Source organism: Lacihabitans soyangensis (assembly GCF_024343775.1).
Lineage (GTDB): Bacteria > Bacteroidota > Bacteroidia > Cytophagales > Spirosomataceae > Leadbetterella > Leadbetterella soyangensis.
In genome coordinates this window covers 51,401-71,453 of the sequence record NZ_RJUF01000177.1, presented here as the reverse complement: position 1 = coordinate 71,453, position 20,053 = coordinate 51,401, and the positions used below count along the sequence as shown (strand labels likewise).

The 20,053-nt window shown below is 39.2% G+C and carries 10 protein-coding genes; all 10 read left to right on the top strand.

Going from position 1 to position 20,053, the window contains the following annotated elements:
• Positions 1-57: 57 nt before the first annotated feature.
• The 10 genes from porU to EGI31_RS18160 all read left to right on the top strand — a co-directional run bounded on the left by porU (position 58) and on the right by EGI31_RS18160 (position 19,892).
• A complete protein-coding gene (gene porU / locus EGI31_RS18205) occupies positions 58-3,363 on the top strand; it encodes a type IX secretion system sortase PorU (protein ID WP_255038578.1) in 3,306 nt (1,101 codons plus the stop codon).
• A 72-nt stretch (positions 3,364-3,435) separates the two neighbouring features.
• On the top strand, positions 3,436-4,605 hold the full coding sequence (gene porV / locus EGI31_RS18200; protein WP_255038577.1) for a type IX secretion system outer membrane channel protein PorV: 1,170 nt from the start codon (positions 3,436-3,438) through the stop codon (positions 4,603-4,605).
• A gap of 66 nt (positions 4,606-4,671) precedes the next feature.
• On the top strand, positions 4,672-5,496 hold the full coding sequence (gene prmA / locus EGI31_RS18195) for a 50S ribosomal protein L11 methyltransferase (RefSeq protein WP_255038576.1): 825 nt from the start codon (positions 4,672-4,674) through the stop codon (positions 5,494-5,496).
• Between the two features lie 10 nt (positions 5,497-5,506).
• Positions 5,507-10,243 (top strand): hypothetical protein, encoded by a 4,737-nt coding sequence (locus tag EGI31_RS18190; protein WP_255038575.1) that lies wholly within the window; start codon positions 5,507-5,509, stop codon positions 10,241-10,243.
• Between the two features lie 748 nt (positions 10,244-10,991).
• Positions 10,992-14,162: a SusC/RagA family TonB-linked outer membrane protein gene (locus EGI31_RS18185; RefSeq protein WP_255038574.1), complete on the top strand. Its 3,171-nt coding sequence runs from the start codon at positions 10,992-10,994 to the stop codon at positions 14,160-14,162.
• 20 nt (positions 14,163-14,182) lie between these two features.
• The gene (locus EGI31_RS18180; protein ID WP_255038573.1) at positions 14,183-15,640 is read left to right on the top strand and encodes a SusD/RagB family nutrient-binding outer membrane lipoprotein; all 1,458 of its coding nucleotides are present in this window, start codon (positions 14,183-14,185) and stop codon (positions 15,638-15,640) included.
• A gap of 14 nt (positions 15,641-15,654) precedes the next feature.
• A complete protein-coding gene (locus tag EGI31_RS18175; protein ID WP_255038572.1) occupies positions 15,655-16,128 on the top strand; it encodes a hypothetical protein in 474 nt (157 codons plus the stop codon).
• Positions 16,129-16,150: 22 nt separating this feature from the next.
• Positions 16,151-17,326 carry a pyridoxal phosphate-dependent aminotransferase gene (locus EGI31_RS18170; protein WP_255038571.1) on the top strand — a complete coding sequence of 392 codons (1,176 nt, stop codon included), beginning with the start codon at positions 16,151-16,153 and terminating at the stop codon, positions 17,324-17,326.
• Positions 17,327-17,407: 81 nt separating this feature from the next.
• The gene (locus EGI31_RS18165) at positions 17,408-18,514 is read left to right on the top strand and encodes an AEC family transporter (RefSeq protein ID WP_255038570.1); all 1,107 of its coding nucleotides are present in this window, start codon (positions 17,408-17,410) and stop codon (positions 18,512-18,514) included.
• A gap of 193 nt (positions 18,515-18,707) precedes the next feature.
• Positions 18,708-19,892 carry an MFS transporter gene (locus EGI31_RS18160; protein ID WP_255038569.1) on the top strand — a complete coding sequence of 395 codons (1,185 nt, stop codon included), beginning with the start codon at positions 18,708-18,710 and terminating at the stop codon, positions 19,890-19,892.
• Positions 19,893-20,053 lie beyond the last annotated feature (161 nt).

Below are 20,053 nucleotides of genomic sequence, written 5' to 3'. Positions count from 1 at the left end.
TTTTGATACCAAAACTCACCTAAAAACGTTTTTGAACAGACGTACTATAAACCCTTTATGAGATTTATTCTAACCGCATTCTTGCTTAGCAGTTTTGGCCTTTTTGGCCAAAAATCGGTACTGTCGGAGGGTGAATGGATAAAGGTAGGTATCTCAAAATCAGGAATCTACAAAATAGACCATGCATTTCTAAAAAAAAATGTGGCCAATTTCAAATCAATAGATCCACAGAAAATTCGCATTTTTACTGGTACCATAAAGGCCCTTCCTCAAGCCAACAGTGCCGAAAGAATTCAAGACTTGAGACAAATACCTGTTAAATGCAATGACACTGACCGCAAGATAGATACATCCGACGAAGTCCTTTTTTACGGAGAATCTCCGCATGAAGAGTATTACGACTCCACAAGTACCAAAATAAAACATAAACTCAATCCCTACTCCAACGAAAACTTCTATTTCATAAATTTCAACAAAGAAGATGCTCTTAAATTAGAAACTTTACCACCCTCGTCTTCTGGTAGTACTTCAGTTTCAAAACTTACCTTCTATAATTATGTAGAAAAAGAAAGTAAAAACCTTTTGGCCTCAGGAAGGGAATGGTTCGGTGATTTTTTCTATAACTCGCAATCTTATGAGGTACCCACTCCTGATGCAGAGTCAGCTATTTCCCTGACCATAAACTTGTTGGGCATGGGGAGAAGTGACCAAACTTTGGACTTCAAAATTGACAATCGAAGTGTTGACAAATATACTTTAGCCCGTTCACTTTACAATTCTGCTGATAATTTTGCAAGATATAACCGTGTTTCTAACCTTACAGAAATTAACAGAATCTTACCCAAAAATACAACCTTCAACATTGGGCTGAGTTTGAGTACTATTGGATCGGCTAATGCTGGGGCTTATGTCGATTTTTACGAATATCAATATGAACGAACCTTGAAATATGACCCCAATAACGCAATCACATTTTGGAAATTAAACAAAACCGAAGAAGCAACTTACAAAATATCTCAAACAGACCAAAATACGGAAATTTGGAACATAAGCAATCCCTATTTACCCAAAAGTATAGCTCTAACGGCTAATGGAAATTTTAGCATTTCTACCACAAAAAATATCGATAAAATATTGGTTTTCAACAAAAAGAATGTAGAAAACCCAACCTTTTCTGAAAAAGTTCTCAATCAAAGCATAGCCGACCATACCTCTCCCAACTTGCTGGTGGTTTATCCCGAAAAATTCAAGGATGAGGTAGAAAGATTGATTCTTTTCAAAAAACAAACACGGAATTTAGATGTTCTGGGCTTTAGCACCAAGGAAATCTACAACGAATTTAGCTCGGGCAAGGTTGACCCAACGGCCATCAGGGATTTATGTCGCCATTTTTGGTTAAAAAACCCAAAGGAATTTAAACATTTGTTACTCATTGGCGATGCCACCTTTGACTATAAAAATAACAATCAAATCACCTATATCGATACCAAAAATCTTGTCCCGACCTACCAGTCTAGGGAGTCCTTGGAACCCATTTATAGTTTTTCATCTGACGACTATTTTGGATTTCTTGAAGACCACGAGGGCCACTGGGCAGAAGGATTCAGCCAACGGAATATCTGGATAAGTAACCGCGACAACGACCATACATTGGATATTGCGGTTGGCCGGTTACCTGCCAAAACACTTTTTGAAACCAAGTGCATCATTAGTAAAATTATTAACTACCAATCGGCTGAGGTAGCCACAGGCAATTGGAAAAACAAAATAACTTATGTGGCAGACAACCGCGACTTTAACATACATCAACAAGACGCCGAGGCACTTGGCCAGCTTTCGAAGGCGGCCTACGGAGGTTTTGAAATAGACAAAATATACCTCGACCAGTACGAAATAAGCAAGGACAATACAGCACCTAAAGCCACAGAGGCATTAACCAATGCGATAAAAAACGGTACTTTCTTGCTCAATTATAACGGCCATGGATCAGAAGACGGCTGGGCAAACGAAAAACTCCTGACAATTGGCGACATTCAAAATTTCCGAAATCCGACCAAACTTCCGATATTTTTTACTGCCACTTGCCAATTTGGCAAATTTGATAACCCAGCTTTGGTATCTGGTGCTGAGCTCGCTCTGCTAAACCCCGCCGGCGGATGTATAGCATTGTTAACCACCACAAGGCCCGTATATTCCAGCACCAACGAAAGAATCAATAGTGCTTTTTACAACAATATTTCCAAGGCCAAAACACTCGGAGAATTATTTGTTCTGACTAAAAACCAATCACTCGAAGGCGAAATTAACCGTAATTTTAGCCTTTTAGGGGATCCTTCTCAGCCGATTCCAGAGTTCAAGAACAGTATAGAACTTCTGAAAGCAAACGGCTCTGATCCTGTTGGCCAAACCTGGAAAGCCTTGGAAAAAATACAAATTATCGGCAAAACAAGTAAGTCTTTTTCAGGAAAAATAAAAGTTGCTGTCTTTGATAAAGCTCAGAAAATGAAAACATTAGGGACGTTTTCTGATGGACCGGCATTTGAATACCAATCTCCTGATAACAAAATATTTGAAGGATTATATGATTTAAAGGATGGACAGTTTTTGGCAAATATTATTCTACCAAAAGACCAAATAAAAGGTACGGGTAAAGGAATGATAACTTTTTACGCGGTCAATGAAGATTCTACCGCAAACGCACATGGTTTTTTTAATGATTTTGAAATAACGAGCCTCACAAATCCTGAAGTTGATGATAATACTGGGCCTGAGGTAAAAATTAGTCAAAAACAAAACCAAACATTATCGATAGAAGTATTTGACGAAAACGCTATCAATATATCAGGTTTTGACCAAAACCACCGTACACAGATAATCTTAAACGACACCTTGGTCATTGAGGCTAACCCACTTTTGAGCCTAACCGAAGGTGGTTTTCAAGGAATTATCAATTTTTTTGTGGGAAGTTTACCTTCAGGAAAAAATAAAATGAAATTTATAGTCTTTGATAGCTATAATAATAAGACCGAGAAAACGTTTGAATTTAACGTTGAAAAGCCGGAATTTGCGATAGTAAATTACCTAAACTATCCGAATCCCTTTTCAAATTATACGAATCTGATCTTTAAACACAATAGACTCGGAGACGATATAATGGCCCATTTGATGATTTATGATGTTTACGGAAGAACTGTTGTTGATCATCAAAAATCTTGTAAAAATTGTGATGAAAAAATAGAATTTGGACTGGATTTTGAGGGTAACAGCAATGTATCGAACCAACTATACTATAAACTGAATCTTTTGTCACTCTCCGAAAACGAAACCACCCAGACCTCTGGGAGATTAATATTTTGGAAATGACAATAAAAATTTATTATTTTGAACACTTTTTTGATGAAAATTAGAAAAAAAGAATTCGTGAATACCTCATATATGAATAAAAAGTCGCTTTTAGGAATCTTCACTCTTCTGATGATTTCTTCTCTTGTCCATGCTCAAACTAAAACCAAAGACTACCAAGTTGTAACCACCGCTGTGCCGTTTCTTACACTAACGCCTGATTCAAAATCAGCCGCCATGGGCGATGCCGGCGTTGCCTCGGCTCCAGACGCTAACGCCATGTATTGGAACACTTCAAAGTTAGCCTTCGTGGACAATAAATATGGGGCGAGTTTCTCCTATGCACCGTGGTTGAGAGACATCGTGCAAGACATGGGACTCATGAGTGCCAACGGATACTACAAGGTAAGTGACAAGCAAACCATAGGTGCAAGTGTGACTTATTTTGACCAAGGGGATATTCAGTTTACCAACATTTTCGGCGACTACTTGGAAGAATTTCACTCAAAAGAATTTAGTTTGGCTCTGGGAATTGCCCAAAAACTCAACTCAGATTTTTCGATGGGTTTGAATTTGAAGTTTATCAACTCTAACTTGGTCGGTAATACTGTTGTGAACGGCCAAGCCGGCAAACCTGGTAGAACAGGTGCCATAGATTTAGGATTTTACTATAACAAAACCAGACCAACAGATAAAAATACGGACAAACCGAAAAAACTAGATGTTGATTACGGCCTAGTTTTGCAGAATTTGGGTGGTAAGGTAAACTATGGTTTTGGTGAATACTTTATACCAGCCAACATAAAATTTGGCACAAAAATATCTCACAAGCCAGATGATTTGAACACCTTCACTTTCCTGATAGATTTGAACAAATTGTTGGTTCCGACACCGAAACCTAACACACCTATAAGTGAGAAAAGTATATTCTCTACCATGTTTTCGTCTTGGGGTGATGCCCCTGGTGGTTTTCAGGAAGAGCTAGAAGAAGTAATGGGATCAGTTGGAGCAGAATATTCTTATGCTGACTTGATAGCCTTAAGAACAGGATATTTCTATGAGTCTGGAAACAAAGGAGCTCGTCAATATTTCACGACAGGTTTCGGAATTACACTCAAAGACATTTACAAGCTCGATATGGCCTATTTGATACCCACTAAAGCAGGTAATCCTTTGGCCAATACTTGGAGGATTTCATTGAATATCGGAATCCCAACTAAAAACCTGAAATCGAAAGAAATCAGAGGAGACGAAGAAGAATAAAAAATATTAATACCGAACCAAAAAGCCCGATGTCGGGCTTTTTGTATTTATATAAAACCAAAGAAAATGGACTATTTTGAACTTTCCCTGAGCGTAGAGCCTGATTTTTCTGAAATACTAATGGCCGAACTGGCAGAAATTGGTTTTGATTCTTTTGTAGAAACAGACGAAGGGCTTCAGGCCTATGTGCTTGAGAGTGAGTTTCAAGAACGAGACCTCAAACAATTAATGGAAACTTATGCCGAAAAAACGCCCATGAGTTACAGTCTTAAAAAAATAGAAAAACAAAACTGGAACGAAGAATGGGAGTCCAATTTCTCACCTATCGAGGTCTTAGATAAAGTTTATATCAGAGCAACATTTCATGAACCTGCAGGTGAGCAATACGAGCACGAAATAGTCATTACACCCAAAATGTCGTTCGGAACAGGCCACCATGAAACCACTTCCCAAGTGATGGCATTGCAGCTGGAGATTGACCATAAGGATAAAAGTGTCTTGGATGTAGGCACCGGAACGGGTATTTTGGCCATACTAGCAGCCAAGCTTGGAGCAACCAAAATCCACGCCTTTGATATAGACGAATGGTCAGTAGAAAACACCCAAGAAAATATTCAGCTAAACCATACTGACCTAGTAACCATATCTTTAGGAACAATTGACTCTCAAAAAGCTGAAGTGTACGACATTGTTTTGGCCAACATCAACCGAAACATTCTTTTGGAGGAAATACCAAAATATGCAACATTCACAAGCGATTATCTACTGTTAAGTGGCTTCTATGAGCATGATATAGCTGATATTCAGGCAAAAGCAGAAGCAAATGGATTGAAAAAAATAAAGCACATAAGTAAGAATAACTGGGCAGCAGTCGTTTTTAGAAAACATTGAGCGTAATACTATGCACTTAAAGCCGATTATCGTACTATTCGTCATTAGCACACTGTTCTTCTCAAAAGTCCAAGGTCAGGTACTTGTTCTGGCCAATGAACCTGAGCAATTCATAGTGGATTTTCCAAAACAAATGGAAAAACAACTAGGTGCGTATGCCAAAGCTCCAATGGGCGAATTTTCGACTTTCTTCAAAAATTCTTTGGACCAACAAGCCAAAACAGAGGCAGTGGCCTTAATACAATTTTTAACCAAGAAAGGTATTAAGCCGCTCGAATTGCTCAATGCTACCAATATTCTGCAGTCTTACCAAAAATCAGGAAATGTTGATGCCTCCGCATTGGCCACATTTACACAATACCTAAGAAAAACCTTAGAGCCACAAAACACGAAGACCATAAACGAGGTATTGTACCAACTCAACACTTTCTTCAAAAATAGTAATGTTTACACCTCGGCTTTCAACAAAGTGAGGGTTGTAAATGGCCAATATAAGTTTGCTTTTTTTGACAAAAAACAAGACTTCTTTAACCCTAGTTTGACAATAACTGAGCCTGCCCAAAAAGAAACCAAAGAGGAGGATATTGGATGGGGTGAAAACGAAAAAGTAGAGGAATATGACCCCTGGAATGACCCAAAACTGAATGTGAGTCCAGGAACTAATACCCAAGACGCAGTTCTGGTAAAAATTCCTAAAATAGAGGGAATGCATATCGTATTCGAAAATGCCGATTTAGTGCTTATAAGTCCTTCTGACTCAATAGTAATCAACAAAACATCAGGAGCTTATGATTTCATAAATGGCGTTTTTGTAGGACAAAACGGTGAGCTAAGTTGGTTAGCAGCAAACGAAAACGCCAAAGCAAGTTTTGACAAATACCATCTAAAATCAAACAATGGGAAGCTTTTGGCGGACAAAGTAAAAATTGAACACCAGAATATTTTAAAAAAACCAGTAGAAGGAGTTTTAGAAATAAAATTAGAGAAAAGGCAGAAAAATGAACCTTCCACTTATCCGAGGTTTAAATCATACCACAGCGATGCAGAGCTCGTACTGAATATTCCAAGCTACGAGTACATTGGTGGATACACGCTAATAGGATCCAAAATATCAACAGGGTCGGCCTTTGATCCTTACACCAAACTTACCGCTAACAAAAACCAAAAGAACACGTTCGTGGTAATTGGTAGAAGCGTCACGGTGACTGACTCGCTCATTACTTCTGATAAAGTTAGCTTCTTGACCAAATTTGGCAATGATTCGGTATCACATCCAGCCGTAAGGATGGAATACAGCCTGAAAAAAAACCATTTACAACTCAACAAACTCCAAAAAAGTGGATTCAGGTCAAGCATGTACTCTGATACTTTTCACCAGGTAGATATCCGCTGTGACGCCATGTCGTGGGATTTAAGTGGTGGTAAAATGGACTTTTATATAGTATCTGGCAAAACGGAGATTCCCGCACTTTTTGAGTCGTTCAATTATTACAATCCTGACCGTGTCCGAGCATTGAGTACTGCCTCGGGTTTTAATCCTTTGATAGCAGCCGGTAATCTTTTCGCAAGAAAAAAAGTCAATGCCTTCACCATTGAAGAAATGATGAACATCACCAAAAAAGAGCGTTTTCAGGTCAGCAATGGTATGTTGATTGGTAACCAAATGGGCTTTTTTGATTATGATCCCTATAAAAATATTTATTCCTTAAGCCGTAAAGGCCAACATTATTTCTTGTCGTTCAACGGCAAAACCGACTTTGACGATTTGGTATTGTCATCATTAGCATCAGGAAACGGCTCTGGAAATGCATCTATAAACTTAGAATCCAAGGCTTTGGACATAAAAGGCACGCAGGACTTCAAACTTAGCGACTCGCTGGGCATCAGTTTTGTTCCAGCCGACCAAAGTATGAAGATTGTCGGCAACAAAGTCTTCAGATTTAATGGAAAAATAGTAGTGAAGAACTTCAAATTCTATGGCGATTTTGAAGTGGAGTATGAAAATTTCCTAGTTAAACTTCAACGAATAGATTCCATCACCTTTATTCCTCTTGAAAGCTTCAAAAAAGGTGGTAAAAACGAGATTGGGGCTCATTTTGTTTATGGACAGACAGGAACACTTTACTTGAACAGCCCAAATAACAAGTCGGGTCGTAAGAAACTGGATGAATTTCCGAAACTCAATATACCAGGTGGTGTAACTGTTAGTTTTAGCGAAAAGGGTAGAATTCAGAAATATGAGGACAATGTGGTATTTAAAGCTGCGAGCCTGAATATTGACAGTCTAAATGCTGTTAATCCTGTTTTTGCAGGAACGTTTACTCCGGGAAACATTTTCAAGGCCGTGCCAGAAAACTTGGTAGTATTACCCGACAGCACCATGGGAATTGTGCACAAAGCCAAGACTCCTTATAAACTTTATGGAACTGAAACCACCATAAAAACGGAATCAGAAATAGTTTTGAACAAACGAGGTATAAAAACTTCGGGCGAAATAACCCACCTAGCCGGTAAGCTTAAAGCCACAGAAGTGAAGTTTTTTGATGATTATTTAACCGCCAAGGGCGAAACCGGAAGAATCATAGAAACCAACAGTACCGTTTCTTATTTTCCCGAGGTTGCGATTTCGGAGTATCAAATGCTCTGGAGTCCTGAAGAAGATAGTATGCTAGTAAACTCCGCCAAAGGTTTCAACTTCTATGCAGGCTCATCTGTACTCAAAGGAGACATAATTTTGAAGAAAAATGGGCTTTACGGAAACGGAACATTGGATAGAGCCGACTCCGATACGAAATCCGAAAACTTCAAATTTAATAAAGCAGGATTCCTTGCCGACAAAGGAACATTCAATATCAAATCAGCTGAAACGGGTGGGAAACCTGTATTTTCTGGCAAAAAAGTGGGTGTAGATTTCAACATAGTAAAATCCGTGGTGAACATTGCCTCGCAAAACAGTGATTTTAGCGATTCTCAAAGCTCTGTGTTAGAATTTCCGTATTCGTCTTACACCACCACCATCGACAAAGCCACTTGGAACATAAAAGAGAAAAAAATAACCATGGAAGGGGCACTAGAAAGTTCCTTGTTCACATCTACCCTTACCTCTCAATATGGCCTGAAATTCAATGGAACTGCTGCTATTTACGACATTGCAAATCTGAACTTGAAAATATCGGGGGTAAACGAAATCCACTCTGCCGATGCCGCCATTATTCCAAATAAAGGCCTTGTTGCTGTTAAAAAAGATGGAACGTTAGAAGAATTTACCAACGCCAAAATTATAGCTGACACGCTGAACAGATATCATAATTTAACAAAAGCTACGGTAAAAATAAACTCTAGAATATCGTTTGCTGGGAATGCTGATTACCAATTTGTCAATGTAAGTGCCGATACCTTTAACATCAAACTGGGTAATTTTGAATTTGCCGAATTGACTGCCGATGGCTCTTTGTTGAGTTCAAAGGCTTCGAATAAACTTTCTACCATTGCCAGAGCCAAAGTGTCGGAAAAAGATGGCGTTTATTTATCTCCAAAAATGCTATATAAGGGAGAAATAACAATGTTGGCTCCTTTCAAAAATCTATCTTTAAATGGCCAAGTATTACCCGACCTCAAAAAATACCCCATGTTGGGCGGCTCTTGGATCAACTACAGCGGTAACAAGTCAGAGGCCATCAGTATCAATGTAGACGAAACTCTCAAAGACGGCGGAAAGCCGCTTCATGTGGGGCTACACCTGAAAAGCAACGCTCAAATGGATGCCATTTACCCAACCTTTTTATCAGCAAAAAAATCAGAGGATGACCTAGACGTTATGGCTGTTACGGGTGTTTTCAAAAGAGATGAACCCAACAAAAAATTTGTGGTGAGTTTGGCAGATGATAATGCAATAGGTAACAAATATGAGTTTTATGACGAAAAAGGAATAATAGCACTTGAAGGAAAATTCAACCTCCTCGGCTTACCTTCAAAAATATTCGAAACAGTAGGTATAGCCAATGTGTCGATGGATTCTATGAAATATCAGTTTTCTACGATGATGAAATTTGAGTTTCCACTTTCCATACCTACGACCCAGAAGTTGGGTGGGAACATCGTAAAAGCCAATTTGGATGCTGGAAACAGTGACCCAGCAATAGAACCTGAGTCTCCTTATTTTATTTCCAAACTGGCCCAATATGTTGGATATAAAGATGCTGATGCCTACAAAACAAAAAGCTCAAAAGAACACGTTCCGTTGTTTAAGCACTCCATGAAGTTTTTGAGTACCCTGGTACTTTCCGATGTAAACCTAAAATGGAATCCAATCAGCAATGCGTATTACAGCATTGGAAAAATAGGCATATCCAATATCGGAGATGTAGATATCAACGCCATGACAGAAGGCTATGTAGAGATTGCAAAAAGCCCGCAAACGGGTGATGAAATTCACGTATTTTTTGAATTGTCACCTAGTAGCTGGTACTACTTTGTTTACAGGAATGGTAGCATGGGAATGGTCTCTACCGACGAAGACATCAATAAAATACTAAATGCACCAACTGCAGGAGGAAAAGAAAAAAAATCTGACGTGCAGTTTATGGACACAGCTGAAGCTGTGAAATTCAGGAAACGTTTCCTACAGGTATACAGAGGTATCAAAGAATCAGAGGTTGCTAAAAAACCTTCAGAAAAAGCAAAACTCCCAACCGCACCAGGCACAAAAACTCCTACCAAGAAAGAGGAAGAAAAAGAGGGATTCTAAGATTTGTCACTATTTACTTGCTCAAAAAAACAACAAAACCTATTAGGATTTTGGCGTTATTTTTATGGTTCATAATACCTATTTCAGCACAATCGCTTCTTGGTTCATCTAAAAACATCCATAGAAATAATACAAATCTGACTAAAATGTACACATGTTTCAAAAAATCGGTTTTTATTCTATTTTTTTGAAAAAATGAGAAAAATATGTTTTAATATTTGACATCTTTGCTATATTTTTTTGAAAATCATAAAAAACAAGTTTAAAAATTGTCCAATTTAAAAAAAGAACCCAATAAAGAATTCTTGAATTTTCTTAAAATATTCTTCCAATATTGAACAAAACTGATTTTTAGTTTACCTATTTCAATATTATTCAAATTTAGTCCTCTTTTTATTTAAAATAATTTTTTAAATAAAATTCACCTCATTAATATTGGTACATAAATATTAAAAAATTACAATATTTATAATTCTTCAAGTATTCATTTCCGACCGCAGAAAGTGAATATTTAAAAGGTATCCTTTTTTGACACAACTAAATATAAGCGGATTTCTAAGGGCTCTTTGAGTCAGTACAACGACAATAAATTTAATAAGATTTTAAAAGTGGGTAAGGTCAAATGACCTCAAACCATTTGAAGACTTTGCCACCGAAGCTTAGCCTATCTAACACTGAGCGGTCGGAGTTTTGCATTCGCTATGGCGATGGTGGCATTTATTATCTAAACTGTTAACCAATGAAAAAGATGAAGAGAATTCTACGATTAAGTTTTATCCTTCTTTTCGCACCAGTGCTCATGATGGCACAAGAGAAAAAGGTCACGGGCATCGTCAGCTCAGTGTCTGATGGCATTCTACCTGGCGTATCCGTATTAGTAAAGGGCACCAGCCAAGGTACCGTAACAGACTCTCAAGGAAAGTTCTCTGTTACATTGACAAACCCCGATGCCGTTTTGGTTTTTAGTGCTATAGGTTTTACACCTATGGAAGTGGCAGTAAAATCTAAAACTACCCTGGACATTCTGATGGAAACAGATTCTAAACTTCTAAACGAGGTAGTCGTAACTGCACTGGGTATTTCAAGAGAAAAAAAGTCGTTGGGCTTTTCACAACAAGAAGTGAAAGGCGAAAATCTGACAGAGTCGAGATCTACTAATGTGGCCAATGCCCTTTCAGGCAAAGTAGCTGGTGTAAGAATAAGTGCTAACGGAGGCCCAGGAAGTGGCTCAACTATCCAAATCAGAGGTTCTTCGTCGGTTTCGGGTAACAACCAACCGCTCATTGTGGTAGATGGTGTGCCTTTACAACAAGATAATAACAAACAATTTGGAGGTGGTATTTCGGAAATCAATCCAGATAACATCAAAGAAGTATCAGTACTTAAAGGACCCAATGCCGCGGCATTGTATGGTTCAAGAGCCGCAAACGGCGTAATCCTGATTACCACCAAAAACGGTGCTGGCACCAAAGGACTTGGTATAGAATTCAACACCAACTACACAGTAGAAAGACCATTGGTAAAGCCTGATTTTCAAGACATTTACGGTGGCGGAAATGGCTACAGAACTTGGTATTCAGATGGTTGGAGTGGTGTGATTGCTCCAGACGCCTACAGCCAATATGCTGCAGCTTACGGCTCGGTTATTCCGGGTAGAACCACCGGAACGGATGGAACTGACGAAAGCTGGGGTGCACCAATGGATGGTAGATTAGTTAGACAATGGTGGACAGGTAAAGACGTGGCTCCTTTAACTCCACAACCCAACAACTGGGAGGAATTTTGGGATACGGGTACATCCGCTACCAATTCAATAGCCCTTTCAGGTGGAAACGACAAAGGAAGCTTCAGAATGAGTTACTCTAACCTCACTCAAAAAGGTATAGCTGCGTTCAATGGTTTCAACAGAAACAACTTCAAGCTCAACTCGGCCTATACCATCAACAAATTCTTGTCAGTAAACACTTCTGGCGAGTATATTAAATCGGGTGGAAACAGAACCTTTACAGGTGGAGACCAATTTATTTGGTCACACAGGCATGTTTCTTGGGATCAGCTTGCTAACTGGAGGGATTACACGGGCGTGCATATTCAAAGAGCTGTGGCCGGTAGACTTCCAGACAGTGACCCACCAAACTGGCAGCATACTTTCTTCACTAACCCATTCTATGCAAACGAATTATTACCAAATATTAACGACAAAGATAGACTTGTGGGCAACATCTCATTGAACATAAAAATCAATGAAAACCTAAAGGCTTTAATAAGAACAGGCACAGACATATGGACTGATACTAGAACCAACATATATAACTTCGAAAGAGTAAGAAACGGAAACAAAACTCCAGGAAGATACTCAGAGGAAGTATTGAGAAGCCAAGAAACCAACCATGATTTCCTATTGACTTACGACAGAATGTTTGGTAAAAACTTCTCTTTGGTAGCATCAGCTGGAGGAGCACAAAGAACGAATTTCTATAAAAGAAACTTCACCAACGTTGCAGAATTGGTAGTGGATGGTGTATATAATCTTGGAAACTCGAATCCTAGTCAAAACACTGTAGCCAGTACAATTACTGAATCAGAGGTACAAAGTGTTTACGCTTCCTCTCAGTTTGGCTACAAGAATGCTTTATTCTTAGATGTTTCGGCACGTAACGATTGGTCGAGCACATTACCTTCAATCGATAGATCATACTTTTATCCTTCGGTTTCTGGCAGTGCGGTTCTAACAGATTTGCTTTCGATTTCAAACCCTATTTTATCTTATGGAAAAGTGAGGGCATCATGGGCACAAGTAGGAAACGACGCCGATCCTTATCAACTAGAACAAACCTTTAGAGCAGCAGGTTCTTGGAACGGTAGCGTTCCTCAGTATTTCGAAAACTTGACGATTTCAAACGCCACACTAAAGCCAGAAATCACAACAGGTATAGAGTTTGGTTTAGATTTGAAATTCTTGAAAAATAGACTATCGTTAGATGCAACCTACTACAACCAAACTACTAAAAACCAAATACTTGGAGTAGAGATTTCCAAAGCAAGTGGATATGACAAACGTATATTGAACGCTGGTAAAATATCAAATAAGGGCGTAGAAATTTCTCTTTCGGGTTCTCCATTGAGTTCAAGCAGTAAACTGAAATGGGAGATCGGTCTAAACTATGCAAGAAACAGAAACTTGGTAGAAGAGCTCGCCGAAGGCCTCGACACTTACACTTTACAAGAAAGAAGAGGTCTTATCTCTATAGCCAAAGTAGGTCAACCGTACGGTACACTTTTCGGTATTGGATTCGTTCGTTCGCCTGACGGTCAGGTGGTTTACAACAACGGATTACCAGTTGTAGATAATACACCAAAAATACTAGGCAACGTACAACCAAAATGGACAGGTGGATTTAGTAACTCATTTACCTACAAAAGATTTGTATTGAGTGCCTTAGTAGATGCTAAAATAGGTGGCGACTTGTTCGATGAGGGTACTGGTACAGCCAGATGGACCGGCCAATACGAAGAAACGGCCATTGGTAGAGAAGAAGGGGTTATCGGTACAGGTGTGATGAACATCGGAACAGCCGAAAAGCCTAATTATGTTGCCAATGATGTAGTAGTAGCGGCCAATCAACTATATGGTTTTAACAATCCAAGAAGATTCCACGAGGCATCTATACATGATGGCACTTACGTGAAGTTGAGAGAGATGTCTTTTGGCTATAAAATACCAGACAGAATTGCTCAAAAACTAAAAATCCAAAGTGCGAAGTTTTCAGTAGTGGGTAGAAACCTAGCCATATTATTTAAAAACACGCCGCATATCGACCCTGAAGTAGACAGATTCGGAGGTAACTCTCAAGGTTTTGCTTATGGCGAATTGCCAAATTCAAGAAGCTTAGGTTTCAATCTAAATCTTGGTTTTTAATCAATTAAAATTTCAGAATTATGAAAAATAAAAGTTTGATATTCCTGGGTGTTTTTTGCTTGAGCATTTTCTCTTGCACCGACGGTTTCGACGAAATGAACACCGACCCAAACAACCCTACAAACATCAGCCCACAGTATTTGTTGCCTTATGCAATTGAAAGAAGCGTAGACCGCTACTGGGGAGGCAATGCCCGTTTTGAAAGATTAAATATTGACGGAGCCATGCTTTGGGTGCAGCAGTTATCTCGTAATATTTACTCTAACGAAGGCGACAATTATGGTATAACACCTACTTTTTACAACAATACCTGGAAGTCATTTTATAACGATGGACTGGTAAATTTCCAAAGAATTGTAGAGCAGTCTAAGGCCGACGGAAACTTGCCAAATACCAATTACGAGGGAATTGCCTTGGTAATGAGGTCATGGACTTTTTCATTGTTGACAGATCTTTACGGACCAATTCCTTACAAAGAAGCCATAAAAGGTTCGGCCGCTGAGCCCGTTTACAATCCATCTTTCGACAGTATGGAGGTGGTATATTCTGGTCTTTTGGCAGATTTGAAAGAAGCAAACGAAAAACTAAAAGTAGGAGGTCCAGCCGTTTCGGGTGATATACTTTACAACGGTGATATCTTAAAATGGAAGAAATTTGCGAACTCATTAAGAGTACGATTAGCCAACAGACAAGCCGCCAAAAAAGCCGCTGAATCTAAGGCAGTTTTAGCAGAAATTCTTGGTAACCCTTCAACGTATCCAATTTTTACCTCAAATGATGACAATGCAGTGTTGAAAAATACAGATTCTCGTCCTTCAAACAACGAGTTCAACGAGGTAATGATTGTAGGCGGAAGAACAGACTGGAACTTAAGCAAGACTGTTGTTGACAAACTTTTGGCTCTTAAAGACACCAGATTAGCGGTATTCGGTACTCCAGTGAAAGGTGTTTATGAGGGAATTCCAAACGGATTACCAGATGCCATTGCCACCACCTATTTGAGTTCGGCAGCTACACTAGGTAATTACTTTACCAAAGCTAGTGCCCCCAGTGTTCTGATGACCTACAGCGAACTTCTACTTGATTTAGCGGAAGCTGCGATAGACGGAGACATATCAGGAATTGCTGACGATTATTTCAAAAAAGGTATCACAGCTTCGTTTGGACAATTTGGGGCTACTATGCCTGCTGACTACTTTACTACGGTAGGGCCAGTTAGCAAAGAGAAAATCCTAGATCAAAAATGGATTGCCCTTTTCGGACAGGGAGTAGAGGCTTGGACGGAATATCGCAGAACGGGCTTCCCAGTTATGCCACCAAAAGATCCAAGAGCAGTTTTTGAAAACAACGGTGTAATTCCAACCCGATTGCCTTACCCAACTACAGAGTATTCGTTGAACAAAACCAAACTAGATGCCGGAATAAGCCTAATTGGTAAAGACGACATGCAAGCAAAACTTTGGTGGTCAGAAAAATAAATCATAGAAAAATCATGAAGAAATTAATAAACATATTCGTAATAGCACTTTTGGGAGCAAGCTTCGCTTCTTGCGAAAAAGCTGACCCATTCGTGGCAAGAGTTGTATCACCAGTTCTACTTTTAGTACAAGGAAGTGATGGAGTTCTCTCAAGTGGAATGACAACAGAACCGAGTGTTCCAGCACTAGTGGCTTCAGATGCTAGCGTCAACCTTAGGGTACTTGAGTTGGACAAAACAGGTATTCTTGACTACAAAGTGGGTATTGACTCACTCCCTGTTTCTGGCGTGAAAATCACTTTCAAACTACGTTCAGGAGCAGTAATCAAAGAAGTTTCAACCGATGCAAAAGGTGTGGCAGTATTATCCACCTCTTGGGCATCTTTAGGAGTGGCCGCTCCAAAGGCTGGATCTTCTGTAAGACTAACGGCATCAGGAATTTACAAAGAGGTTCCATTTTCGAAATATTTCATAATCACTGGTAAATAATCAAACTTTAAATAGCAAAACAATGATGAACAGACGTAATTTATTGAAGAACGGACTACTTACTTTGGGCGGCCTAGGTATTGCTCCACACCTTATGCAGGGTGCATTTGCAGCCACAACCTTGAAGGTTGACGCCAAAAATAGACTTATTTATAGTCCTTTTATGCGTGAGCATTTTCTTGAAGAATCACTTACCCCTCCTATAATTAAAGCCAAACTAAATGCCAACGAAAACCCTTACGGACCTCCTATGAGTGCTCAAAACGCCATTAAGGAGTCCGTAGCGGGCGGCAATCGTTACGCTTGGAAAGAAATGTCAGACTTGATTTCGAAAATCTCGAAAAAAGAGGGTGTGCCAGTAGATCACATCATGATGGGACCTGGCTCTTCTGATTTGTTAGAAAAAGTGGCCATCGTATTGTTTATGAATGGCGGAAACATCGTTTCGGCCGACCCAACTTATATGTCGCTTATCAGAGTGGCTGAGTCTGTAGGTGCAAAATGGAAGGCTGTACCTTGTAAAAAAGACTGGTCACATGACCTCAAAGCCATGGAGGCAGCCATTGACAAAGACACCAAATTGGTTTATATCTGCAATCCAAACAATCCAACGGGTAGTTTGACTTCAGGCAAAGAATTGATTGACTTTTGCTCAAGAGTGTCTGAAAAAGTGCCGATTTTCATTGACGAGGCTTACTTAGAGCTAGCCGCTGGTCAAACAGAATCAATGGTTTCGTTGTTGAGCCAAAAGAAAAATGTAATCATCGCCCGTACATTCTCAAAAGTTATGGGTATGGCTGGCATCAGAGTGGGTTACATTGCTGCATTACCAAGTTTCCTTGACTCTATCAATAAAATCACGAGAGGCGGAATGGGAATTTCGTTGACATCTATATTGGGTGCTACTGCAGCCATCGACGACAAAGAATTCCAAGACATGAGCATCAAACTCAATGCCGAAGCAAAAGAATATGTTTATGGCGAGTTGACCAAAATGGGCTATACTTATATCCCTTCTTACACCAATTTTATCCTTTTCCCTATCAAAATGAACGGAAAAGAAATGCTCAAAAAGATGGCAGATAAAGGTGTAGGTGTACGTTCGTTTGACATCCAAAACCAAACTTATTGCAGAGTAAGTATTGGTACCATGGACGAAATGAAGATGTTTACCAAAGGATTTGCCGAATTGAGTTAACCCTATCTTATAAAATAAATACTCGAGCTGTGGCCTAGGCTGCAGCTCGATTTTTCAACAACATTCTTAAGACTCTCAGTGATGAACGAGGCATTACAAAAATCTCTAACGCTCATTTTTCTTATTTTGCTAGGTATTTTTCTTAAAGCAAAATATAAAAACAACGACATGGTAGGTGGAATTAAGGAAATGGTGCTCACAGTAGCCTTACCTTCTACCATCTTTATAGCCTTGATGAAAATTCCGCTAGACTCCACACTAGCCATGGTGCCATTAATTACGGTAATTTTTAACTTCTTCTTGTATTTTTTGATTCCACCAATCCTCGGTTTTTTCAACATTGATAAAAACTCTGCGAAAGGTCGTACCATAAAAATGCTGATGCCTTCGCTCGCACCAGGTTTATCATGTTTTCCTTTTGTGGCAGAATTTCTTGGGGAAAAAAGCCTCGCCATTGCCGCTATGGCTGATGTTGGCAATAAGTTTTTCGTGCTTATTTTCCTTTACATCATAGCCCTGAACATGTTTCTGGAACTCAACAAAAACGAAAATGCCAATGCTTGGACAAAGATTAAAAGCTTGCTTTTGAGTATGGTGAAAGAGCCCATCAACTCTATTATGATTGTGGCCATTTTACTTTTGGTTTTCAATGTGAGTTACAAAACCCTCCCAACTTTGGTAACTGATATTTTTGACAAAACGAGTGCCATGATGACTCCTTTGATTCTGTTATTTATAGGATTGGCCGTTCAACTCAAACAAAGCAAAAAACGCATCATCGTGTCGCTGTTATTTTTTAGAGCAGGAATAAGCATCCTATTTAGTGCATTGTTAGTGGCTATTTTGGGAATACATGACCCCAACCTAATGCTTTTGGCCTTGGTGGTACCCTTAAGTTCGGCTAGTTTTTGGCCATTTGCACACATTTCAGCATTTAATCTAAAAGAGGATAATCTCGAAATCGCAAAAGAAAAACGGACCTTTAACATAGAATTCGCGGTATTGATATTAGCCTTCTCATTACCCTTCTCTTCAGGTTTGATTTTAGGAATTCTGTCTTTCGGAACTTTCTTTGCAAATAACCTTACCATGATTTACATGGGTATTTTGATGATTGCCATAGCAGTCATTCCGATATTCATCAGCAAACTTTCACTTCGCTTCTCAAATACAATAGCTAAAAACTGAAATCAAAAGGGGTTTCTAGATTCGATTCTGGAAGCCCTTTTTGTTTCTAATACCAGATTTTTTATCCACTCAAAATATAAACATTCTCATAATCAATTTGATATAACCCAAAAGTCTTAACATTCGGCCTGATTATTGGCATAAAACAAATAGCTAAGAATTAATTTTGAGTACAATTTAGCATTTGAAAATCATGACAATAGCAAGTCAGCAATTAGATAGGGGTTTAGCCACCAATATCGAATCTACAAGGTCTCGCATTAGATGGGCTGTTTCAGCATTTTACTTTTTTCAAGGATTGTGTTTTGCATCTTGGGCCAGCCGAATACCCGACATCAAAACTGCCTTGCAACTTTCCGACGGAGCCATGGGCTCTATTCTTTTTGCTCTTCCAGCTGGACAAATGCTTACCATGCCATTTTCAGGCTACTTAACCACCAAATATGGAAGCAAACGAATCATGAGGTTCGCACCTCCATTCTATGCCATCGGTATGGTCATGCTATCCTTGGCCAGCAGTCCATTTCAACTTGCACTTTGTTTGTTTTTCTTCGGAGTAGCAGGTAACCTTAGTAATATAGCCATCAATACCCAAGGCGTAACCGCCGAAAAAATGTATCATAGGCCTATTATGGCGTCCTTACATGGTTCTTGGAGTCTGGCCGGATTTGTGGGTGCTTTGATAGGTTTACTTATGGGAATGCTGTCTGTAACTCCCACCAATCATTTTCTTATAGTTTCGGCCATATCTATTTTAGCTACTGTCGTAAACTCGCGTTACCTTCTAGAAGAGGTTAATACCACCCAAGAGAAAAAGAAATTTTTCACAAAACCTGATTCCTTTTTATTATCGCTGGGGGTAATTGGCTTTTTTGCCATGTCTTGCGAAGGAGCCATGTTTGACTGGAGCGGTGTATATTTCAAAGACATCGTAGGTGCAACAGGCGGTTGGGTGAGTTTAGGCTATGCTGCATTTATGGTCATGATGACCGCCGGCAGATTCATAGGAAACAAATTGGTTTCTGCCTTTGGAAAAAGAAGATTAATGCAAATCAACGGCCTTCTCATAGCCGCAGGTCTTTTGATAGCCATACTATTCCCTTATGTACCGTCGGCCACTTTAGGTTTTCTTTTGGTAGGCTTGGGTGTTTCAACCAACATTCCCAACGTGTTTAGCCTTGCCGGAAGCCACAAAACCGTATCAGCCAGCACAGCGTTGGCCTCCATTTCAAGCATTAGCTACCTTGGTTTTCTATTGGGTCCACCCATGATTGGCTATGTATCTGAAGTATTCAATCTTCGAATTTCTTATTTACTAATTGCTGTTTTTGGTTTGATGATTAGTGTGATGGTTACTCGGTTGAAGGCGGTTAGGTGAATTTGGATATTAGTTTTTTGATTAAATTTTAACTTTTTTGAAAATGTTTGTCAAATTAATGAATTGGGCATACTTTCGAATTAGAATAAGTTTTACGATTCAATAAAAACCACCCTCATATATAGCATGTTATCAATAGTTTTTATATTCTTTTTGATACA

Coding starts and splice junctions, on each gene's coding strand:
- porU (WP_255038578.1), top strand. CDS start 58: ATGAGATTTATTCTAACCGCATTCTTGCTTAGCAGTTTTGGCCTTTTT.
- porV (WP_255038577.1), top strand. CDS start 3,436: ATGAATAAAAAGTCGCTTTTAGGAATCTTCACTCTTCTGATGATTTCT.
- prmA (WP_255038576.1), top strand. CDS start 4,672: ATGGACTATTTTGAACTTTCCCTGAGCGTAGAGCCTGATTTTTCTGAA.
- EGI31_RS18190 (WP_255038575.1), top strand. CDS start 5,507: ATGCACTTAAAGCCGATTATCGTACTATTCGTCATTAGCACACTGTTC.
- EGI31_RS18185 (WP_255038574.1), top strand. CDS start 10,992: ATGAAGAGAATTCTACGATTAAGTTTTATCCTTCTTTTCGCACCAGTG.
- EGI31_RS18180 (WP_255038573.1), top strand. CDS start 14,183: ATGAAAAATAAAAGTTTGATATTCCTGGGTGTTTTTTGCTTGAGCATT.
- EGI31_RS18175 (WP_255038572.1), top strand. CDS start 15,655: ATGAAGAAATTAATAAACATATTCGTAATAGCACTTTTGGGAGCAAGC.
- EGI31_RS18170 (WP_255038571.1), top strand. CDS start 16,151: ATGATGAACAGACGTAATTTATTGAAGAACGGACTACTTACTTTGGGC.
- EGI31_RS18165 (WP_255038570.1), top strand. CDS start 17,408: ATGAACGAGGCATTACAAAAATCTCTAACGCTCATTTTTCTTATTTTG.
- EGI31_RS18160 (WP_255038569.1), top strand. CDS start 18,708: ATGACAATAGCAAGTCAGCAATTAGATAGGGGTTTAGCCACCAATATC.